Source organism: Brevibacillus sp. SYP-B805 (assembly GCF_011059135.1).
GTDB lineage: Bacteria > Bacillota > Bacilli > Brevibacillales > Brevibacillaceae > Brevibacillus_F.
This window is the reverse complement of record NZ_JAALGD010000006.1, coordinates 109,284-127,972: the sequence shown is the minus strand read 5'-3', so window position 1 is coordinate 127,972 and position 18,689 is coordinate 109,284. Positions and strand designations below refer to the sequence as shown.

19 protein-coding genes are annotated in these 18,689 nt (G+C 57.1%); 7 read left to right on the top strand and 12 right to left on the bottom strand.

Annotated elements, in window-relative coordinates; translation table 11 throughout:
* Nucleotides 1–137 precede the first annotated feature (137 nt).
* A complete protein-coding gene (locus G3578_RS09625) occupies nucleotides 138–1,355 on the bottom strand; it encodes a GTP-binding protein (protein WP_165212015.1) in 1,218 nt (405 codons plus the stop codon).
* 255 nt (nucleotides 1,356–1,610) lie between these two features.
* Between G3578_RS09625 and G3578_RS09620 the strand changes: the two genes are divergently transcribed.
* On the top strand, nucleotides 1,611–3,911 hold the full coding sequence (locus tag G3578_RS09620) for a UvrD-helicase domain-containing protein (RefSeq protein WP_165212012.1): 2,301 nt from the start codon (nucleotides 1,611–1,613) through the stop codon (nucleotides 3,909–3,911).
* Nucleotides 3,912–4,076: 165 nt separating this feature from the next.
* On the opposite strand, the gene fabI is transcribed toward G3578_RS09620, so the two are convergent.
* The 3 genes from fabI to G3578_RS09605 all read right to left on the bottom strand — a co-directional run bounded on the left by fabI (nucleotide 4,077) and on the right by G3578_RS09605 (nucleotide 5,924).
* Nucleotides 4,077–4,853: an enoyl-ACP reductase FabI gene (gene fabI / locus G3578_RS09615; protein ID WP_165212009.1), complete on the bottom strand. Its 777-nt coding sequence runs from the start codon at nucleotides 4,851–4,853 to the stop codon at nucleotides 4,077–4,079.
* 104 nt (nucleotides 4,854–4,957) lie between these two features.
* Nucleotides 4,958–5,122 carry a hypothetical protein gene (locus G3578_RS09610; RefSeq protein WP_165212006.1) on the bottom strand — a complete coding sequence of 55 codons (165 nt, stop codon included), beginning with the start codon at nucleotides 5,120–5,122 and terminating at the stop codon, nucleotides 4,958–4,960.
* 64 nt (nucleotides 5,123–5,186) lie between these two features.
* Nucleotides 5,187–5,924, bottom strand: a complete 738-nt coding sequence (locus tag G3578_RS09605; RefSeq protein ID WP_346773986.1) for a ZIP family metal transporter — start codon at nucleotides 5,922–5,924, stop codon at nucleotides 5,187–5,189.
* Between the two features lie 313 nt (nucleotides 5,925–6,237).
* Here G3578_RS09605 and G3578_RS09600 point away from each other — a divergent pair, with 313 nt between their 5' ends.
* The 6 genes from G3578_RS09600 to G3578_RS09575 all read left to right on the top strand — a co-directional run bounded on the left by G3578_RS09600 (nucleotide 6,238) and on the right by G3578_RS09575 (nucleotide 10,960).
* On the top strand, nucleotides 6,238–6,861 hold the full coding sequence (locus G3578_RS09600) for a MerR family transcriptional regulator (RefSeq protein ID WP_165212003.1): 624 nt from the start codon (nucleotides 6,238–6,240) through the stop codon (nucleotides 6,859–6,861).
* A gap of 209 nt (nucleotides 6,862–7,070) precedes the next feature.
* Nucleotides 7,071–7,592, top strand: coding sequence for an ADP-heptose synthase (locus tag G3578_RS09595; RefSeq protein WP_165212000.1), 522 nt, complete (start codon nucleotides 7,071–7,073; stop codon nucleotides 7,590–7,592).
* 133 nt (nucleotides 7,593–7,725) lie between these two features.
* Entirely contained in the window at nucleotides 7,726–9,147 is a 1,422-nt protein-coding gene (pdxR, locus tag G3578_RS09590) for a MocR-like pyridoxine biosynthesis transcription factor PdxR (protein ID WP_165211997.1), read from the top strand.
* Entirely contained in the window at nucleotides 9,144–9,878 is a 735-nt protein-coding gene (locus G3578_RS09585; RefSeq protein WP_165211994.1) for an AzlC family ABC transporter permease, read from the top strand. Before pdxR ends, G3578_RS09585 begins: the two co-directional genes overlap by 4 nt.
* Complete coding sequence (locus G3578_RS09580) at nucleotides 9,875–10,189, top strand: AzlD domain-containing protein (protein WP_165211991.1); 315 nt, start codon at nucleotides 9,875–9,877, stop codon at nucleotides 10,187–10,189. The genes G3578_RS09585 and G3578_RS09580 overlap by 4 nt, the downstream gene beginning before the upstream one ends.
* A gap of 18 nt (nucleotides 10,190–10,207) precedes the next feature.
* Complete coding sequence (locus G3578_RS09575; RefSeq protein WP_165211988.1) at nucleotides 10,208–10,960, top strand: SAM-dependent methyltransferase; 753 nt, start codon at nucleotides 10,208–10,210, stop codon at nucleotides 10,958–10,960.
* Nucleotides 10,961–11,006: 46 nt separating this feature from the next.
* Here the strand turns inward: G3578_RS09575 and G3578_RS09570 are convergent, their stop codons facing one another.
* From G3578_RS09570 to G3578_RS09535, 8 genes are all read right to left on the bottom strand, one after another.
* Nucleotides 11,007–11,675 carry a hypothetical protein gene (locus G3578_RS09570; RefSeq protein ID WP_165211985.1) on the bottom strand — a complete coding sequence of 223 codons (669 nt, stop codon included), beginning with the start codon at nucleotides 11,673–11,675 and terminating at the stop codon, nucleotides 11,007–11,009.
* A gap of 116 nt (nucleotides 11,676–11,791) precedes the next feature.
* A complete protein-coding gene (gene thpR, locus G3578_RS09565) occupies nucleotides 11,792–12,373 on the bottom strand; it encodes an RNA 2',3'-cyclic phosphodiesterase (RefSeq protein ID WP_165211982.1) in 582 nt (193 codons plus the stop codon).
* A gap of 84 nt (nucleotides 12,374–12,457) precedes the next feature.
* Entirely contained in the window at nucleotides 12,458–13,510 is a 1,053-nt protein-coding gene (locus G3578_RS09560) for a hypothetical protein (protein WP_165211979.1), read from the bottom strand.
* A gap of 20 nt (nucleotides 13,511–13,530) precedes the next feature.
* Nucleotides 13,531–14,313 carry a 5'/3'-nucleotidase SurE gene (surE, locus tag G3578_RS09555; RefSeq protein ID WP_165211976.1) on the bottom strand — a complete coding sequence of 261 codons (783 nt, stop codon included), beginning with the start codon at nucleotides 14,311–14,313 and terminating at the stop codon, nucleotides 13,531–13,533.
* Nucleotides 14,314–14,450: 137 nt separating this feature from the next.
* Nucleotides 14,451–15,416 (bottom strand): S8 family serine peptidase, encoded by a 966-nt coding sequence (locus G3578_RS09550; RefSeq protein ID WP_165211973.1) that lies wholly within the window; start codon nucleotides 15,414–15,416, stop codon nucleotides 14,451–14,453.
* 77 nt (nucleotides 15,417–15,493) lie between these two features.
* Nucleotides 15,494–15,919 carry a tellurite resistance TerB family protein gene (locus G3578_RS09545; protein WP_165211970.1) on the bottom strand — a complete coding sequence of 142 codons (426 nt, stop codon included), beginning with the start codon at nucleotides 15,917–15,919 and terminating at the stop codon, nucleotides 15,494–15,496.
* A 110-nt stretch (nucleotides 15,920–16,029) separates the two neighbouring features.
* Nucleotides 16,030–17,064 (bottom strand): FUSC family protein, encoded by a 1,035-nt coding sequence (locus tag G3578_RS09540; RefSeq protein ID WP_165211967.1) that lies wholly within the window; start codon nucleotides 17,062–17,064, stop codon nucleotides 16,030–16,032.
* Between the two features lie 148 nt (nucleotides 17,065–17,212).
* Complete coding sequence (locus tag G3578_RS09535) at nucleotides 17,213–18,523, bottom strand: hemolysin family protein (RefSeq protein WP_165212251.1); 1,311 nt, start codon at nucleotides 18,521–18,523, stop codon at nucleotides 17,213–17,215.
* Nucleotides 18,524–18,689 lie beyond the last annotated feature (166 nt).

The following is an 18,689-nucleotide window of genomic DNA, read 5'->3' as shown; positions in this document are numbered from 1 at the left end:
TCGCTGAAGAAAACGGAGAGTTAACATTTCGCATTACCGTTGCCAAGTGGAACCAACCATCACGGTTTCTGTTGCCGCTCGATGTCCCTTGTGCGCTTCACTGATGACCATTTTCACTCAGTGTAACTCTCTTGCGATCACGCTTCGAGCGTCTCCACGGTGGCTTCACCGGTGGGCAGCGGGTCAGCAAAGGCAGACCAATTCGCCTGCATTTCCGCCTCCGACAACAGACACGCATCCAATGAACGAATGATCTCCTCCTTATCCATGTCGATGCCGATAAAGACCAGCTCATTGATGCGGTCGCCATACTGCGCATCCCAGTTTTCCAGACAATCCGGGTATTGCGCCAATGCAAGCCGCTTCTCCTCTTCCGGCAGTGCAGCGATCCAATATCCGGAGGCGCCGATTTGAATGGATGGCCCCGCTTGGCTGAGCGTTATGATCCAATCGTTTCGCGTGGCAATCCAGAGAAAGCCTTTGGCTCTTACCACGCTCTCCGGCCATTGTTCAAGCCAACGGTGCAGCCTTGCGGGATGAAAGGGCTTGCGGCGGCGATAGACGAAAGACGAGATTCCGTATTCTTCCGTCTCCGGCGTATGATGCGCTTTTTGCAGTTCCTGCAGCCATCCTGCAGATTGGCTCGCTTTTTCAAAGTCGAATAAATGGGTGTTCAAAATCTGCTTCGGATCAATCTTTCCGTGACTTGTCCGGATAAACCTGGCGGTTGGCTGCAGCTTCCGCAGCACTCTTTCCAACTCGGCAAGTTCCTCTTCCGCCACCAGATCGCACTTGTTCAGGATGAGAACGTCACAAAACTCAATCTGGTCAATCAGCAGATCAACCACTTCCCTTGTGTCCCCTTCATCGACAGCCTGGTTACGTTCCAGGAGACTCTCCCCCGATGAGAAGTCATGCCAGAATCGATAGGCATCCACGACCGTTACCATGGTATCCAATCGGCAGATGGCGGACAGGTTGATGCCGTTTTGTTCATCCACGTATGTAAATGTTTGCGCCACGGGGACAGGCTCTCCGATTCCGGTTGACTCGATCAGGATATAGTCAATGTTCCCTTCGTTTACGAGCCGTTCCACTTCCTTCAGCAAATCTTCACGCAGGGTGCAGCAAATGCATCCATTGGACATTTCCACCACTTTTTCTTCCGTCCGGGAGACACCGCCGCCCTGCTTGATCAAATCGGCGTCGATGTTCACTTCGCTCAGGTCGTTCACGATGACGGCAACCTTCAAACCCTCCCGATTGTTCAACACATGGTTCAGAATCGTGGTCTTGCCGGAACCAAGATAACCGCTCAAGACGGTAACCGGTACCTTTTTTTCTGTTGTCTCCATCTTCTGCTCCTCCTGTTCAAATCGTAATTATTCTTATTTATCATTTTCAAGCCTACTCCACTGTCCGCCACAAGTCAATATAAATCATAATAATTACGATTTAGGTCGGAGAAAATCGGGCAGTCACGGGACGCCGCCATCGTCTTCATGCACGCCATCCGCCTGCTTTCCAAATGGGAGAAAATCCCCCGTCAAGCCCTTGCTTCTGCCGCTGATTCTGATAGGATAGAAGGGACGTTTTGTACGAGGTGTGCCATGAAGTTCGCAGTCATCAACGGTGAAACCATCCTGCTGCACGCGGATACATACGAACGCATCCCCGCTTGGCGTCTGCTGGCGGCCCAAGGGAAGATTCGCTGCCCCGGATGCGGGGACGCGCTCACCCTCATCGCCGGCATCAGCGCCGATCCCTATTTTCTCCACACGACCGTCACTCACTGCCCCTTGCAGGGAGCCGAGCAGCCGTCGGAAACGGCAGAAGCCGTCCACACCGTTTCTTCCCTCCCTTCAGAAGAAGCGGCGGCAGCGGTGGAGTTGGGATCATTCCGGCTTCCCCAGCGCCGCCCGATCAGCCAGACCATGGCAGAATCGGCCATGCCCCGACCGGGATACCGGGAACGCTTGAACCCCAAGCGGATGATCCCCGCCTGGACCGGCCGGAACGATGATTGCCTGCACCCCGAGCAGCAGCGGGCGGTCCATACGACGGAAGGGCCTCTGCTCATCCTGGCCGGGGCGGGCAGCGGCAAAACCAGGGTGATGACCGCGCGCTGCGCCCACCTGATCGGGGAACAGGGCGTGGATCCCCGTACCATCATGGTGGTCACCTTCACCACCAAAGCGGCGGAAGAGCTGAAGCAGCGGCTTTCCGCCCAGCTATCCCGGCAGCAGGCGCAGGCGCTTGTCAGCGGCACCTTTCACAGCATCTTTTACCGGATCCTCACCCACCATCAGCCGCAGCGGTGGGCTCCGCATCGCCTCCTGAAGCAGAACTGGCAGAAACGACGCCTGCTGCTGGAGACGGGCGCGCTTCACCAGGCCCAGCAGCCTGACATGAAGGAGGCGGAGTTGGAGGAGGTGCTTGCCATCATCAGCCGCTGGAAAAACGAGTATCTCCTGCCTGCCGACCTCTCCTCCCTTCCGTTCGCCAGCGATGAAGAAGAGCGGGCCCGCCTTCTCTATCCGCACTATGAGGAAGCGAAGCGCCACCACGGCTGGTTTGACTTTGACGACATGCTGTGCGGCTGCTATGAGCTGCTGCTGCGGGAGGAGGAGGTACGGCGCCGGTATCAGGAGCGGATCCGGTATGTGATGATCGACGAGTTTCAAGATATCAACCGCGTCCAGTACGAAACCATCAAACTGCTGGCCGCCCCCCAGAACAACCTGTGCGTGGTCGGGGATGACGATCAGTCGATTTACGGCTTTCGCGGCAGCAGTCCGGCATATATCCTCGGCTTTACGAAGGATTATCCGGATGCGAAGACCATTACGCTGGAAGTCAACTTCCGTTCCCGTTCCACCATCGTGGGGCTCGGCTACTCCTTGATCGGCAACAACCGTGCCCGCTGGAAAAAGGAGCTGAAATCGTTTCATACCGACGAGGGGGAAAGCTTTCTGTTTTACCCGGCCGATGAAGAAGAGCAGGCGTCCCGCATGGTTGACGAGATTCTTCACCAGCGGGCGTCCGGCGCTTCCCTCAGCCAGTTTGCCGTCCTTTTCCGCACCAGTGAATCGGCGCGGCCCATCCTGGAACGCATGATGGAAGCTGATATTCCGTTCCGGTTTATCCACGAGGATGAGCCTTTTTACGAAAAGCAGGCCGTTCGTTGGGCCCTTGGCTACCTCCGCCTTGCGCTCAATCCCGACGACGCGGGGGCCATGCGGGAGATCATGCCCACCCTTTACCTGGCCCATGAGCAGTGGAATGCGCTGCGCAGCCAATCGATCCTGGATGATAAGCCGCTGCTCGCTGTGCTTCCCCGTCTTCCCGGCCTGAAGGGATACCAGCGCCAACACCTGCAAAAGGTGGGCGAGATCCTGGCTGCCGTGCCCTCCTGCTCGCCCGCCCAGGCCTTGGAGCTGATCTATGAAGACGGCAGGCTGCGCGACTATGTCAAAAAGCGGTCCAGGGAGGGAGCCGGCCAGACCCGCACCCGGACGAGCGATGATCTGCAGCAGCTGCTCGCTGCGGCCAAGCGCCATGCCACCATCCCCGGCTTTCTCGCCCATGTGGCGGCGATGACGGACAAAGAAAAAGCGCGGCGCACAAGTGCGCCAGCGCTTGGAGAAAGTGTGCAGGTGATGAGTATCCACCGCGCGAAAGGCTTGGAATTCGATACCGTTTTCCTCCCCGATCTGGTGGAGGGGGCGCTTCCGCACGAATTTGCCCTGGAGGAGCTGCGCAGCGGCAGCGCGAAGGCCCTGGAGGAAGAACGCCGCTTGATGTACGTCGCCATTACCCGGGCCCGCCGCCAGTTATTTATCGGCATCCCCCGGGAGCGCTTCGGCAGAACGACCCGCATCTCCCGCTTCATCGGCGAGATGGGCCGCTGACGCCCCTTCTTCTGAAGCCAGCGGTGGCATCATGTCGTTGGGACGCCCCAAATAGTACAACAATTCGTCATACGACGTAATGATCGGATACATAAGCAAGGCTCCTTTCCAGACCGTTTTTTTCTAACGTGCCCGGAAAGGAGCCTATTATGCGTGGCTTCCCGCTTAGCGGCCCATGATGCTGTAGCCTGCGTCCACGTGAAGAATTTCCCCGGTAATGCCGCGGGAGAGATGGCTGAACAGGAAAAGGGCCGTATCCCCCACGTCGGATTGATCCACGGTCCGGCGAAGCGGCGCTTTCTCTTCGATTTCCTTCAGGATCGAGTTGAAATTGCGCACGCCTTTTGCCGCCAGGGTGCGGATCGGTCCGGCGGAGATGGCGTTTACGCGAATGTTCTCTTTGCCCAGATCGCTCGCCAGATAGCGGACGCAGGCATCAAGCGCCGCCTTGGCAACGCCCATCACGTTGTAGTTGGGGACAACCCGCTCTCCGCCGAGGTAGGTCAGCGTCACAATGCTGCCGCCTTCTGTCATCAGCGGACGGGCTTCGCGTGCAACAGCCACCAGCGAGTAGGCGCTGATATCCTGCGCCAGCGCATAGCCGTCACGGGAGGTGTTGATGAATTCCCCTTCCAGCTCTTCCGTCTTGGCGAAGGCGATGCAGTGTGCCACGCCGTGCAGCACGCCCACTTTTTCCTTGATTTGGGCGAAGGCGGCGGCAACCTCTTCATCCTTGGTCACATCGCAATTGATCAGGATGGTTTCCGGCTGGTTCAAGGTCGCAGCCAGTTCGGCCACGTTTTCGCGCAGTCTCTCCCCCTGATACGTGAAGAGCAGGTTGGCGCCCGCTTTCGAGAGGGATTGGGCGATTCCCCATGCAATGCTGCGGTGGTTGGCTACGCCCATGATGAGAATATTTTTTCCTTTTAACAAGGTTTCCATTGGTTTCTACCCCTTTTCCATTATTCTCCCCTGCCATTATAACCGATCTTCCGTCATCTTACGAGGACAAGCACGGGGAATTGGTCAGAAAAAGGGGAATCCGCTTACTCTCCCTGCTGCATGCTGTCTGCCAGCTTGTCATCTGGAGCCGCCGCCGCATGGTGATCGAACGCCCACGCCTCCTCCACCGGATTGAGCGGCGTTCCTTCGGTCGGCAGCTCAGCCTGCATATGTAACGGCTCCCTTTTTTCAAAAAGCGGTTGACCCATGCCGATCGACTCCTTTTCCTTGGATTGCACAGTTTGTTCATAGCATGGGACAAGGAGGCCGGTCCTATGCATGGGAATGAACGCCGGTGTAACCGAAGAGAGAGAGGAGCAAGTATACCAGCATCGCGGCAAAAAAACAGAGTCCGGCTTGAATCCGGCCGCTGCTGCGGACAAAGGGAACAAGATGGCTCGCCGACACATAAAGAAAGACACCGGTGGCAAGGGCCAGGACAGCATGAGACCAGCGGGGCGACAACCAGCCGGCCCCCAGCAGCATGACCACTCCCCCGAACAGCGTGGCGAGACCGAGCGACCCGGAACCAAGAAGCGCCAGCCATCTGCTGCGCGTGGCAGCCAATATGAGCGATGCCAGGGTAATGCCTTCCGGAACCTTGTGCACCAGCAGCGCCAACAGGAGGGAGAGCCCCAACTGCACATCCACCCGGTAGCTGGCCAACAGCGACATGCCTTCCATAAAGGCATGGGTGAACATCCCCAGGTAGACGCCGAGCAGCCCGTCGGCTCCCTGTCTCATCCCGTTTCCCTGCAGCAGCTCCATCATCAGGAGGGAGGCGAACCCCACCAGGATCAGCGGCACGAACGATCCCCGTTCGTTCCCGATGCTGTGCGGCAGCAGATCCAACACCGTGATGGCGAACAGCATCCCGCCCCCCGCACCGATCATCATGGCAAGCGCATGCTGCGACCAGCTTCTGCGCAGGCAGATCAGAAGCCCTCCCACTCCGCTCGCCGACAGGACCGCACCAAACAGTATCAGCGATGATGCATGCAGCAACTCCACGCTTCAAGCCCTCATTTCCTTCCCGTGAATGGGACAGCTTTCCTTCCCATTCTACGCGCCCCCTGCCATCGATATGAGAACGAATCTCCTTGGCCGGTAACCCCCATTGACCCGGAATCTCTCCAGGGGGCACGGCAAGCTGCAGCGTTTCCCCCTCTTCCGCATGATTTGACAAAATGCGGTCAATCTGTCCGGATTGCCCGAATCACCACTACTTTTCAGAACCTTTGTCGATTTTCCATTACCGGGAAAAATTGGTGCTATAATGGGCGTAATTCAAACTCTCACAGGACTCTCGCAAGGAGTGATTGGGATGGATGTACAAGTATGGATGGCTTCCAAGGAAGTGGCCGATCGTCTCGATGTGCATGTCCGCACGCTGCGCAACTGGCTGGACATGTTCGTGCCGGAACAGGAACGGGTGAAGAATCCCCAGGGGCATTATTTGATCAGCGAAGTCGGCTTTGCGCTGCTAAAAGAGGTAAAGGAACGGAAAGACGCCGGCAACGCCTCGCTGCGGGACATCCAGCGCCAGTTGGTGGAAGAAGGCAAGCTGCCGGCAGAGATCCTCTCCGCCCGAGAGATTGCCGCCGGTGATGAGCATGACGCGGCAGCCGGACTGGACAGGCACGGGCTGCAGACCGCCCTTCACGAAATGGAGATGACCGTACAGGAGACACTGTTCCAATTCCAGAAAGAGATCGCCCAGCTATCCGCCATGAACCAGCTGCAAAGCACCATCCTGCAAAAGATCGCCGATATCGAGGAGATGCAGGAGTCGCTGCGTCTGGAGATGAGACGGGTTACCTTTGAAATGGATTTGATGCATCAGCGGCTCACCCGCCGCAAGCAGCGATACGAGAAGCATCAGCCGCGCTGGTCGCTCAATCCGTTCCGCTGGTTTACCCGCACGGATCGCACGATGTCCATTGAATAGGGAGGCCGCGCCGCCCTGCCTTCTTCGCACCCCTGCCGTCAATGCTTCACCGCGCAGGCAACGATACAGTTCGTACAACCGGCCCCGGCCGGTTTTTCTGTTTTCGCCGCTTCAATGCGGGCAGATGGTCCATTCCGCTACCGCCCTGTCGGGGAGGGTTGTTGTTGACAAGCGATTTCAGTATGATGGTAACGAGGAGGGTTGTCGAAATGCCAAAACAATTCGTGATCGAAGCCGTCATGCTGGCCATCTATGGGGAACTGATGACCCCCGCATGTCCCGTGGAATACCTTATCCCGGTTTCGACAATCTACGAACTGGATGAACTGGTTCACCTTCCCGAACCGATCATGCAGAACCCGGAAGATGATAAACATGTACGTCTGGTCATCGAGCAGATGATCCAGTTTTTCCGCGATCCGTTTAAAAGGAAGAAAATGGAGAAACATCTGGTGGCGCCGATGTCCACCGTCACCTTCCCTTTTCAAAACGGCGTAACCCTGACGATCGTCAAAGTGGATGACAACGCCATGTGGGGCGAATTGTTCGATCCGATAGAAACGGAACAGATGCTGACCGCCATGCATTTTGAAGCGCCTCTGCTGACCGATCAGCCCGATTGGCAGGATCGGATGCTGGAGTACATGATTCCCATCCAGTTTTATGATATCGAGGACTTTGAGTTTGCCGTGGAAGAAGGCATCGCGCTGGGGGATCTGCGGGATGTGTAAGCAAGCGATCAGGAGACCGGTTTTTTCCCAAAACCGGTCTTGGCTTTTTTTTTACCGCCAAATTGGCTCTTTTAAAAATGGCACCCGCATCGTATATTGATAAAAAACCATGCTGCGATAAAGAGGCGAAATTATGGGACGCAGACCGATTTATCACAAAGTGTACCATCAATTGCGCTATCAGATATTAAGCGGCGAGCGGCCGATTGGCTCCCATATGCCTCCGGAACGGAAATTGGCCGAAGAGCTTGGGGTGAGCCGCAACACCGTCGTGCGAGCGTATGATGAGCTTGAGGCGGAAGGTTTCATCGCCGGCCGGATGGGCAGCGGCCGTTACGTACAGCCGCTGCCTCCCGCTTCTTCCCTGCCCCGGATCGACTGGCAAGGGGGTCAACAGTTGGAGACGCTGATCGACTATCCTTCCCATATGGCCGATCTGTTGTCGGTCTTTGTCCATCATCCCGATTCGTTTAACTTCGCCCACGGGGAAGGCGGCAAGCATACGGTCAAGACGTCCGGTTTCGCCGAGTACCTGCGTGCCACCTCGGAGCGGCTCGATTCCTACTATTTCACTGCTGTTCAGGGATATCCGCCGCTGCGGGAGCAGATCGTCAAATGGATGGACGTCGAACAGGTCTCTTCCCCGGAACAGGTGCTGATCACGAGCGGGTCGCAGGAGGGGCTTTATCTCATCGCCAGACTGCTGGCGCGGCCGGGCGATGCGGTCGTGACGGAGATGCCTACCTATTTCGGGTCCCTGCAATTGTTCCAATCGCTGGGCATGCGGATCATCCCGATCCCGATGGACGCGCACGGCATGGATACCCATGTGCTGGAGTCCGTGCTTGCCCGGTATCGGCCGCGCTTTCTCTACACCGTTCCCACCTTTCACAATCCGACGGGAGCCACCCTTTCGCTGGAGAGAAGAAAGCAGCTCTTGTCCATCAGCGAAAAATACCAGCTCCCGATTGTGGAAGATGACGCGTACCGCCATCTCCATCTGGAAGAAGAAGCGCCTCCCCCGCTGAAACAGCTGGATGACAGCGGGCGGGTGATTTACCTGAATACCTTTTCCAAGATTCTTTTCCCCGGGCTGCGCATCGGCTGGATCGCCGCCACCCGTCCGATCATCCGGATGCTGAGCCGGTTCAAGGAATTGTCGATTACCACCAATACATTGGGGCAGGTGGCGCTGGCCGAGTATCTGCGGGATCAGCGTCTGGCACCGCATCTCGCCCATGTGCGCTCCTTGTACCGGGAACAGGCCCGGGCGATGGAGATGCACCTGGCCCGTTTGAAGGAACTGGGTATCTCCTACGAGAAACCTTCCGGCGGGTTTTACTACTGGGTATCGCTGCCGGAAGAGATCCATGCGCGTTCCTTTATGAAGGCTTGTCAGGCCCGAGGCGTCTCCATTACCTGCGGGGACATGTTTCTCCTGCGGGAAGCGGAGCAGCGCTTTATCCGCCTGTGTTATACCCATGAATCCTCTTCCCTTATTGAACAAGGCATGTCGATCCTCTCCGAGGTATTGCGAAAGGAGCTGTCCCGATGAAATCCACTTCGTACCACACATTGCGCCAAGGTATCCTGGATGCTCTCCCCATTACGGTCAGCATTATTCTGTTCGGGGCGATCTTTGGTCTGCTGTCGCTGCAAACGGGCCTGTCCGCCTGGCAAAGCGTGTTGATGTCGCTTACCGTCTATGCCGGGGCTGCCCAGTTTACCGCGCTCTCCATGCTGGGGGAGCATGCCAATCTCTGGGCGATCGTGCTGGCCATCTTTTTGCTGAATTCCCGCCATTTTTTGATGGGCTTGTCCATGGCGCCCTATTATCAGTCGTTCAGCCTGACGCAGGTGAATACGCTCGCCTTTTTCCTGACGGATGAGCAGTACGCCATCACCCTCAACCGCTTCCGCAGCCATCCCAGCGATGTTCCCTATATCGTCGGCGTCAGCCTCTCGCTGTACATCGCCTGGTGCGGAGGGACCTGGATCGGCACCGTTGCCGGCCAATGGATCCCCGATCCCGCTTCCCTGGGCCTCGGCTTCAGCTTCACCGCCATGTTTCTGGCTTTGGCTTACTATCAGCTGTACTCGCTTCAACGGATCATCGTTTTTCTGCTTTGCGGACTCCTCGCCACGGGACTCGCGCTCGTTCTCCCGACGGGGCTGCATCTGCTGGCGGCAGGTTTGCTTGCCTTTGCCATCGGCTATTTCCTTCCGGAGAAGCGCAAGCAGACATCGGAAGAAGGACCCGCACTCAAGGAGGTTGAAACTGCATGACCACGCTGGACATGCTGCTGCTTTATGCGGGAGGAACCGCTGTTACCTATCTGGCGCGCCGCGCGTTTCTGCGCCTGCCCGACAACTTCTTTTCCCCGCGCTTGAAAAACGGCTTGACGTTTATCCCCATCGGCATCTTCGCGGGGCTGATCTTTCCTTCCATTTTCGTGCAGGGAGGGACGCTCGTCTGGCAGCCGCTTTTTCTGATCGCCAGCGCGGTCTGCGTAGGGACGATGATGCTGTTTCGCAATGTGTTTGTCAGTTTTGGTGCTAGCCTGGCCCTTGTCGTACTGGTATCCTTATTTACATAGACAAGGAAGGTGAAATCCATGGATCGAAACAAATTTTCGGCAATCGCCTACCGAAACCACGTCTTCAGCAACCCGATCAACGAGGCCAAGCTGATGAAAGCGCTGCAATTCCTGACGCTTTCCCCCGGAGATCGGGTCGTGGACGCCGGGGCGGGCAAGTGCGAACTGTTGATTCGGCTGATTGAGCAGTATCAGGTAAAGGCGACGGCGATCGAATACGATGCGGGAGCGATTGAAGAGGCCAAACGAAGAGCCTCCGGCCGCATACCGGAGGGGCACCTCACCTTTGTGAACCAGGATGCCAAGCAGGCGATCGACTCCCTGGCCAACCGCGAATATGCGTTAGGCATCTGCATCGGCTCCACCCATGCGCTCGGCGGCGTAAGCGAAGCGCTCAGCGCCTTGAAAAAGTGCGTCAAACAAGGCGGATACATCCTGATTGGCGCAGGCTACTGGAAGCAAAAGCCCTCCCAGGATTATCTGCTGGCGCTCGGCACGACAGAATCGGATCTGCACACCCATGAAGAGAACGTCAAAGCGGGGGAAGACCTGGGCCTGATCCCCTTGTGGTCGATTGTCTCCAGCGACGACGATTGGGACGAATACGAGTGGCTGTATTCCATGTCGATCGAAAACTACTGCTACGAGCATCCCGAAGACCCGGACTGCCCCGCGATGCTGGCCCGCATCCGTACCTGGCGCCGCACCTATTTGAAATGGGGCCGGGATACCCTTGGCTTCGCGCTCTATCTGTTTCGCAGCCGCGGGTAACCATACCCGACAGCAAAACAAACACGATCCCTGCGATCGTGTTTGTTTAGTTTGCGCCGCCACTGGCGAGATAGGTGTAGTTGACCCAGATCATCTCCTCGATGCCCAGGATCTCCTTGAACAGATCAACCGAATCGTACAGGATGGAACTTCCCGATTCCTCATCGAAATCCGCCAGCAGATTGATGTCAAACAAGGAGCGCAGCTGCTGGGCCTGCTTGGCGGAAACGAAACGGGAGAAACACTGGTGACGGAAACGGGCGATTCCTTTGGACAATTCCTGGCGAAACTGGACGGAACGGACCACCTGTTCCAAAATCTCGTCATAAGCTCTGCGCAGTTCTTCCTGTTCGCTGATCTCGTCGATCGACTGCACGGCCGGAAAACGGCGGGCGAATTCGGCCTCGGTCATCTCGATATCCAGCGAATACGGGATCGTCGCCGAGGAGACCTCCATGCCGCCGTCAAACAAGCGAAATCCCCAGCCGCTCTCTTCCGCGTCGTGAAACCAGAGAAGCGGCACCGGCTGCGCGGAGAGCTGCAGCAGGAACCGGAGGGTGTCGGCGCGCTCCAACCATTCGTCCTCCAGGAAAAAGGCGTTCCAGTGATCGTTGACATTCTGATGAAAATAAGGCTGCCGGGATTGGGGCAGCATCTTCAGCACACTGGGCTCGTATTTTCGCGGATACAAGATTCCGGTAGTAAACTCACTCATTGAATTCCCACCGCTTTCCGGCAAAATGACATCGTACCATTTCCTTACCCGGTTTGTGTCCGTCTTGAAACCTCGCTTTGTTACCAGTTTATTCAGGAGCGGCGATTACTTGCTACCTACGTGACAGATTCCGGGCCGGAAAACGCGCTGGAATGCAGGATTGTATGGACGGCGCCTTCCGGGCGAAGTTCGGAGCGGTACAGATGGACTTGTTTCACCTGCCAGCGCGGCGCAGGTTCCGTCAGCAGGCGGCGATCCCATTCATCAAGCGGGAGCGGCTGTCCCGCCGGCTGGGGGCCGCGCGCCAGCGTGATGTGGGGCTGGTATGGCTTGCGATCGATGGTCAGCCCAGGGTGGCGCTGTAACCGTTTGCCCAACAGCAAATGAAGCTGCTTCAGCGCCTCCCGTTCCCCCTCTAGTCCGATCCAGAGCACACGCGGTTTACCAGCATGGGGAAACGCTCCGAACCGGCCGGGAGCCAGCCAGAACGGGGGGAGAATGGCGCTGATCATCTCCATATCCTGGCAAATGGCAGGAAGAAGAGATTCCTCCACCTCCCCCAAAAAATGAAGCGTCAGATGCAAATTGCGGATCGGCTGCCAGCGGTCTGCGCGGATCTCCCGCTTCACGCGCTGCTGGAGCCGGTCAAGATAGGCGGCAACCTCCTCGGGAAGGTCCAGTGCCACGAACAGACGCATGCTTATCCCTCCATCAAAAAACGGCCCACCAACCGGATGAGCCTTGGTTACATCTCCACTTGTGGCAGAAAGCAGTCAAGCGGCTTAGCGGTAAGGATTCGCCTTCTCCTGATTCCCCGCCTCGGCTTCGTACAAGCGCGCCAGCCGCTCCTGCGTCGCTTCGCTCAGTTCCAGATGAAACAGCTGTCCCGCCTCATAGCGCAAGATCGGATACGCGCCCACGGCAAGCGGAGCCTCTTCCGTTGTTTCCCTGTAGTCGGGAAGTGCCAGCAAAAACCGGGAGAACGGATTGGCTTCATCCGCCGACATATGGATCACTTCAAACAAGGAAGAGAGATCGGGGGTCACCATCAGCAGCAGGCTTTTTTCCTTCTCCCCCGCCCAGATGGTGAAGCGGCTTTCCCGCACCTCGCTTCTGGCATGGCGCCGGATCACCAGCATCGCCTGGTGCAGGGTGCTCATCAGCAGATGCTGCGCTTCCTCCTCGCCGTATCGTTCCCGCATCCTGTCAAAAGCGAAGTGGTAGGCGGTCCCCTTCTCCCGCAGGATGGTGTCAGACAGCACATCCGCCGGAACGGTGGCGATCTCCGCCTCTTTCACCTCTTCTGCCGCCGGTTCCGCCTCCGTCTCCCATTCTCCCTCAAACAGGCGGCGGATCAGTTCTTCTCCCCGTTCGCGCTCCCGGTGGGAGAACGTGACGGCTTCGGAATAGATGTGGATCAAGTTTCCGTCATGAAAGCCCAGGTAATGAATGGGCGTATGCTCCTGTTCCAGCATGCGCAGCGCCATGAAGCGATCCTCCGCTTTCCCGATGTCAAACGCCAGGGGAAACCCCAGCGGTTCCTGGGGATCGGACAGCGTCCAGATCACCGCGAGCAGCTTCTGCCGGTAGGTTTTGAATTCGATGGATACGGCGTCCCGCGTCGCTTCGCTGAACGCGTCGATGCTTTCAAACACCAGGTACAGCTCGACGTCGCCCGCTCCGTTCAAGCGGGCGAAATACGGCAGCCCTTCCGCTTGCGCCAGATGGTAGAGATCGGCATACTCCCCTTCGTTTAACACATCCCCCATCGTCGCTTCCGTCGGCGAGGCTAGCGAAGGATCCGGGGTGATCCTCGGCCGAAACGGCTCTGTCATCTTCTCTCCCCTCCTTCCCGCTAGGTGGCTGGTGCGAACCAGTCGTTGATCCGGGGCAGCACGGAACGGTCGGTGGCATCGATATGTACGGGCGTGATCGTGATATATCCGTCCTTGAGCAGACGGTAATCGTCTTCCTCCCGGTGGGTGAAATCCTGCGGGTAGTGGCGGGTGAGCCAGTACCCCTCCGCTTCCCGGTTGTACAAATCGCGATAGTGGTACAAGGAGAGCACAGCCGGAGCGATTCCTTTGATCTCATCCGCTTGGCGATGGGGGAGATTGACATTCCAGAACACCTCGGCGGGAAGATCGCCCGCTTTGGCCCGGGTGAGAAACCGATCCAACAGCGGCTGGACGATCCGGGTGACATCCCCGTAATTCTCCTGGTCCTCCCAATTGTCATAGGAAAGCGCGATGCCCGGAATGCCGTGCAGAACCGCTTCCCGCGCGCCGCTGCATGTGCCGGAATAGTACACGTCCCTGCCAAGGTTGGCTCCCACATTAATGCCGGAAAAGACGATATCCGGCTTCTTCTCCTGCATAAACAGCAGATGATAGGCCGCTTTCACACAGTCGGCGGGGTTGCCGTTGATCGCCCACGCTTTTACCGGCAGTCCATAAAAGGAATGCGGGACGGGCGCAAGCGCTTCACGATAGGTGACGCCGTGTCCCACCCCGCTTTTCTCTTCGGCCGGGGCGACCACAAATACCTCTGTATCCTCCAGAGCGAGAAGCGCTTCCACCAGGCGGCGGATGCCCTGCGCTTCTATGCCGTCATCGTTTGTTACCAAGACTCGCTGCATCGTTTCCTCCTCCTCACCTGCTTCCCCTTTATTCTACCAGAAAAAGCGGGAAAGGACCCAACGGTTCATCTGTGCAGCATCATCCGCAAAAAAATAGCCAGCCGGATTGTTCGCCGGCTGACTCGCACGAAACGCCATCAGGATGCCGGTTGGTTGCGCGGTTCGCCGGAGTTCTTGCCGATTCCGCGCATGATCCTGCGATTTTTGGCCGCAAGCGACAGGGCGTACATCCCGGAGACATGGGCTGCCGCCATCGATGTGCCGTCCAGGATGCGGTAACGGTTCCCCGGCCAGGTTGATTTGATCCCGACGCCGGGCGCCACCATATCGAGGCCGCGGCCGCGGGCACTGAAGGAGGCCAGGTGGTTGTCTTTGTCCACGGCGCCAACCGCCACGACTTCCCGATAGGCGGCCGGATATTCCAGCGCCCCGCCGTTGTTGCCCGCAGAGGCGACCAACACAATGCCCGCCCTGGCTGCCCGTTTGACCGCCTGGCGCATGGCGTAATTGTCTTCGCTCACGCCAAAACTCATATTGATGATATCCATCTTTTGCTCCACCGCCCAGTTGATTCCCGCCACCACATCGGCTACCGTGGCATTGCCGTCCGCTCCGAACGCCTGCACGTCGTACAATTCCACATCCGGCGCTACGCCTACGATCCCTTTCTGGTTGGCCACGGCGGCAATCGTGCCGGCGACGTGGGTCCCATGGCCGCCGATCTTTCCTGCCTTCCCCCCGCCTGCGATGATGACTCTCCCTTTTACCCGACCTGTCAAGTCAGGGTGTTTCGCGGAAATCCCCGTATCGATGATCGCCACCTTCACCCCCTGCCCCCTGGTTTGATTCCAGTATCTCGGGGCTCCAATATACTCGACCCCCCACGGAATCTCGTCGGCATGAAGACGGACGGTCACATTTTCGGACACCTTGTGCTTCCGGTTGCCGATCAGTTTGCAAAACGACTCATAATCGTCGGCAGGCACAGCCAATATTCCCAGGGCAGCGAAAATTTTCGCCTTCTGCTTGATGCCATCGTCCTTGGTCAGGCAGTTGACGCAGTGATGATACGTCTTATTCGGTACGCTGATCAGTTTGTACACGCACGAATCCCTCCAGAGAAATCACCTTTCCCTGTCATCGTATGTGCGTGACAGCAGCGGAGAAATAGGCCATTCGCCTATTCTCCGACGATTTCCTCCCAGCGGTTTCGCCAGGAGATTCCTTCATAGATCCATTCTTCCACCTGCCGCTGCTTTTCCTCCGGGATATCCAGAAGGCAGGCGATCCGTCTGATTTCCCGCTCTTCCGCTGGAGACAGCTTCCGGTCAATCAGCGCGATTTGATACAGCTGGCGCAGGATGGTCAGCTTCTCTGTCGGCGTCATGCTCATCCCGCGGACAATCGATTCCGGCGATTTGGGGTCGTCCAGATCGCTCATCAAAATGCGCCTCTCCTGCAGGGTGAAATGCTTCCCCTCCACCAGCTGATAAATCCGGTTGACTTCCTTTTCTCCCATATATCCATCGGCATGGCCTACGCAGATCATCAATCGAATCGATGCAAATAACAGCCGTTTTTCTTTTTCGGTACTGGCCTGCAACATTTACCCCTCCCACAGTTGTCCTCTTTGTTTATTGTATTATACGAACGTAAAAGAAAGCGGTTGCAAATTCTTTACATTTCTTTTCCCGCAAAAATAACCGCCCGGCATCGCTACATCCGTACCGGGCGGGGGTCCGGAAGTTCGATGCGGACCACGCCGAGGGAATCGCCCTTGATCTTCCCGCACAAATCGGCCATCAGCTGCACATATTCCCCCAGATAGCCGTACAGATTATGGAAGGCAAGCTTGCTCTCAAAAGCGGAAGAACCCGCCGCCCGCTGCCGGAGGAAGGCCCTCCTGTCTTCCAATATTCGTTCCAACCATGCCAAATGATGGTTTTTCCCCCGCATCACCCGCTCCTGAGTGCGCGCAACGGCGATCAGCGCTTTTTGCGCAAAGAGCGTTTCTTCATCCCGCACATGGATCTTCTGCATTTCCTTGGCGATATCCCGAATCCGCTCCACCATGCTTTCAAAGGTGCGAAACGCCGTCTGGATGTGTTTGGCCGGCATCTGCCCGAATGCATGATCCTCCATAATCAGCACCGACAGTTCCTTCCCCTTCTCGATATACTGCCGCACCTGATCAATTTGATCACGCAGCTGTACATACGGGGTAACCGTCCCCTTCAGCAGATCAAGCTGCAGATAATGCAGCAGCGATTGCAGCATCGCTTCCGATTGGCGGAAAAGCGCTGCCGCCCGCTCATGATGAATCGGCTTGCGGCAGAGATTGATCAGCGAGCCGTATCCCACCCCGATCAGGACCAACGCAATCTGATTCAGGGCCGATTCCCCGAAGAAGCGGCTCGAAGTCCCCATGGTGTTGATGGCAACTACGACGGATACCAGGAGGGAATTCGTTCGCTTCGTCTTCACATGCAGCGTCATCAACAGAAACGTCACGATCCCCATCACCCAAAAGGAGTTCCCCACGGCGAAGAGGGCGCAGGCTCCCACCGCAGCGCCCAGCACGGCGCTGATGATATGCTGGATGCCGTGGCGCAGGGAACGGTAAATGGAGGGCTGAACCGCCAGCACCGCGATGATGCCGGCAAAATGGGGAGTGCCCAGCTCGAAAATCCTCGCGGTGAGAATGGACAGCAGCACGGCAACCGATGTTTTTATCACACGCGCACCTACCAAACCCTCCACTTCCTCTCTTATATGTAAGATTATCTAACATAAATGTACCGTTGTAGGCATTATAAACAAGGGAAAAGAAAAGAACAAGAGAAAATTATGTAAGTTTTTCTAACATAAAAAACCTCTCCCTGCAAGGTTGCGGGAAAGGTTAAGGATCGGCGGTTTGCGCCGCCATTTTTCTCACCTGCACGCGCGTGATCCGGAAATGATCCACCTCGGCCACGATAAATTCATGATCGTCCGCCCGTACCTTATCGCCCACTTTGGGCGGATGGTCGATCTGCATGTAGATCCACCCTGCCAGCGTATCCACTTCCCGGTCATCCAGGGAAATGCCGAGATAATCGTTTACCTCTTCCAGCAGAACGCGCCCGTCAAAGGAATACGTGTCGTCCTTCCGCTCGATCTCCGGCCGTTCGTCATCGAACTCATCCTGGATATCGCCAACGATCTCTTCCATGATGTCTTCCAGCGTGACCAAGCCGGCGGTTCCGCCATACTCATCGATCAGGATGGCCATTTGGTTGCGCTGTTTTTGCAGCATCGTCAGAAGCCTGCTGATGGAGATCGTCTCCGGCACGGTCAGCACCGGGCGCATGATCGCCTCCAGGCCTCCTTCTCCCCCCTGCAGCACGTGGGTCAACAAATCCTTGATATGCAGGCTACCCACGACATGATCCTTATCGCCATCCACCACCGGATAGCGGGTATACCGTCCGTTTTTCACCAGATTGACGCTATGTTCAAAGCGATCCCGCAGATTCAGGACGATCATGTCCGTACGGGGGACCATGATCTCCCGGGCCATCGTCTCCGAAAAGTCAAAGATATTGTCCACCAGCATCAGTTCTGTCTGATCGATCAGGCCGCTCTTGTGGCTTTCGCTGACCAGAATGCGGATCTCTTCTTCCGTATGCGCCTCTTCATGGCTGTCCGCTTTGATCCCGAACAGCCCCAGGATTTTGGCTGCCGTCCAGTTGAGAAACGCGATGAACGGGTACATCACCCGGTAGAACAGGCGAATCGGCCTCGCCACATGCAGGGAAATCCATTCGGAACGCTGGATCGCCAGTGACTTGGGGGCAAGCTCGCCGAGGACGATGTGCAAAAAGGTGATGATGGAAAAAGCGATGAGAAAGGAGATCGTCCCATTCCACGGTTCTCCGATGTTGAAATAGGTGAACAACGGCTGAAACAGGCGGGCGACTGCCGGTTCTCCCACCCAGCCAAGCCCGAGCGAGGCCAGCGTAATCCCCAGCTGACAAGCGGACAGGTAGGCATCCAGCTGATCGATCACGCTCTCTACCGTGCGTGCCAGCTGGTTCCCCTCGGAGACAAGCTGGGCGATGCGGGATTCCCGAACCCTGACGAGGGCGAACTCGGTCGCGACGAAAAAGGCGTTGAGAAAGACCAGAAACAACACGAGAACCAGGTTGAACAGCGTGTTCAGCGCCGTCATGCCCGTCAAGCCCCTCCTTCCCACGGCCCGTCTCCCTGCCCCGCTTCGCTGCAGGACATCCGGGCCCTTCGGGTACTTCCGCCCATTCTCCTGTTTAGTGTAACCCATGCAAAAGCCCTGATACGCTCTTCCATGAAGACCGCTCAGGGCTTGCTTGAATATGCGT

Bases quoted from the DNA above. Each gene is read 5' to 3' on its own strand.
- G3578_RS09625 (WP_165212015.1), bottom strand. From the start codon at position 1,355: ATGGAGACAACAGAAAAAAAGGTACCGGTTACCGTCTTGAGCGGTTAT.
- G3578_RS09620 (WP_165212012.1), top strand. From the start codon at position 1,611: ATGAAGTTCGCAGTCATCAACGGTGAAACCATCCTGCTGCACGCGGAT.
- fabI (WP_165212009.1), bottom strand. From the start codon at position 4,853: ATGGAAACCTTGTTAAAAGGAAAAAATATTCTCATCATGGGCGTAGCC.
- G3578_RS09610 (WP_165212006.1), bottom strand. From the start codon at position 5,122: ATGGGTCAACCGCTTTTTGAAAAAAGGGAGCCGTTACATATGCAGGCT.
- G3578_RS09600 (WP_165212003.1), top strand. From the start codon at position 6,238: ATGGATGTACAAGTATGGATGGCTTCCAAGGAAGTGGCCGATCGTCTC.
- G3578_RS09595 (WP_165212000.1), top strand. From the start codon at position 7,071: ATGCCAAAACAATTCGTGATCGAAGCCGTCATGCTGGCCATCTATGGG.
- pdxR (WP_165211997.1), top strand. From the start codon at position 7,726: ATGGGACGCAGACCGATTTATCACAAAGTGTACCATCAATTGCGCTAT.
- G3578_RS09585 (WP_165211994.1), top strand. From the start codon at position 9,144: ATGAAATCCACTTCGTACCACACATTGCGCCAAGGTATCCTGGATGCT.
- G3578_RS09580 (WP_165211991.1), top strand. From the start codon at position 9,875: ATGACCACGCTGGACATGCTGCTGCTTTATGCGGGAGGAACCGCTGTT.
- G3578_RS09575 (WP_165211988.1), top strand. From the start codon at position 10,208: ATGGATCGAAACAAATTTTCGGCAATCGCCTACCGAAACCACGTCTTC.
- G3578_RS09570 (WP_165211985.1), bottom strand. From the start codon at position 11,675: ATGAGTGAGTTTACTACCGGAATCTTGTATCCGCGAAAATACGAGCCC.
- thpR (WP_165211982.1), bottom strand. From the start codon at position 12,373: ATGCGTCTGTTCGTGGCACTGGACCTTCCCGAGGAGGTTGCCGCCTAT.
- G3578_RS09560 (WP_165211979.1), bottom strand. From the start codon at position 13,510: ATGACAGAGCCGTTTCGGCCGAGGATCACCCCGGATCCTTCGCTAGCC.
- surE (WP_165211976.1), bottom strand. From the start codon at position 14,313: ATGCAGCGAGTCTTGGTAACAAACGATGACGGCATAGAAGCGCAGGGC.
- G3578_RS09545 (WP_165211970.1), bottom strand. From the start codon at position 15,919: ATGTTGCAGGCCAGTACCGAAAAAGAAAAACGGCTGTTATTTGCATCG.
- G3578_RS09535 (WP_165212251.1), bottom strand. From the start codon at position 18,523: ATGACGGCGCTGAACACGCTGTTCAACCTGGTTCTCGTGTTGTTTCTG.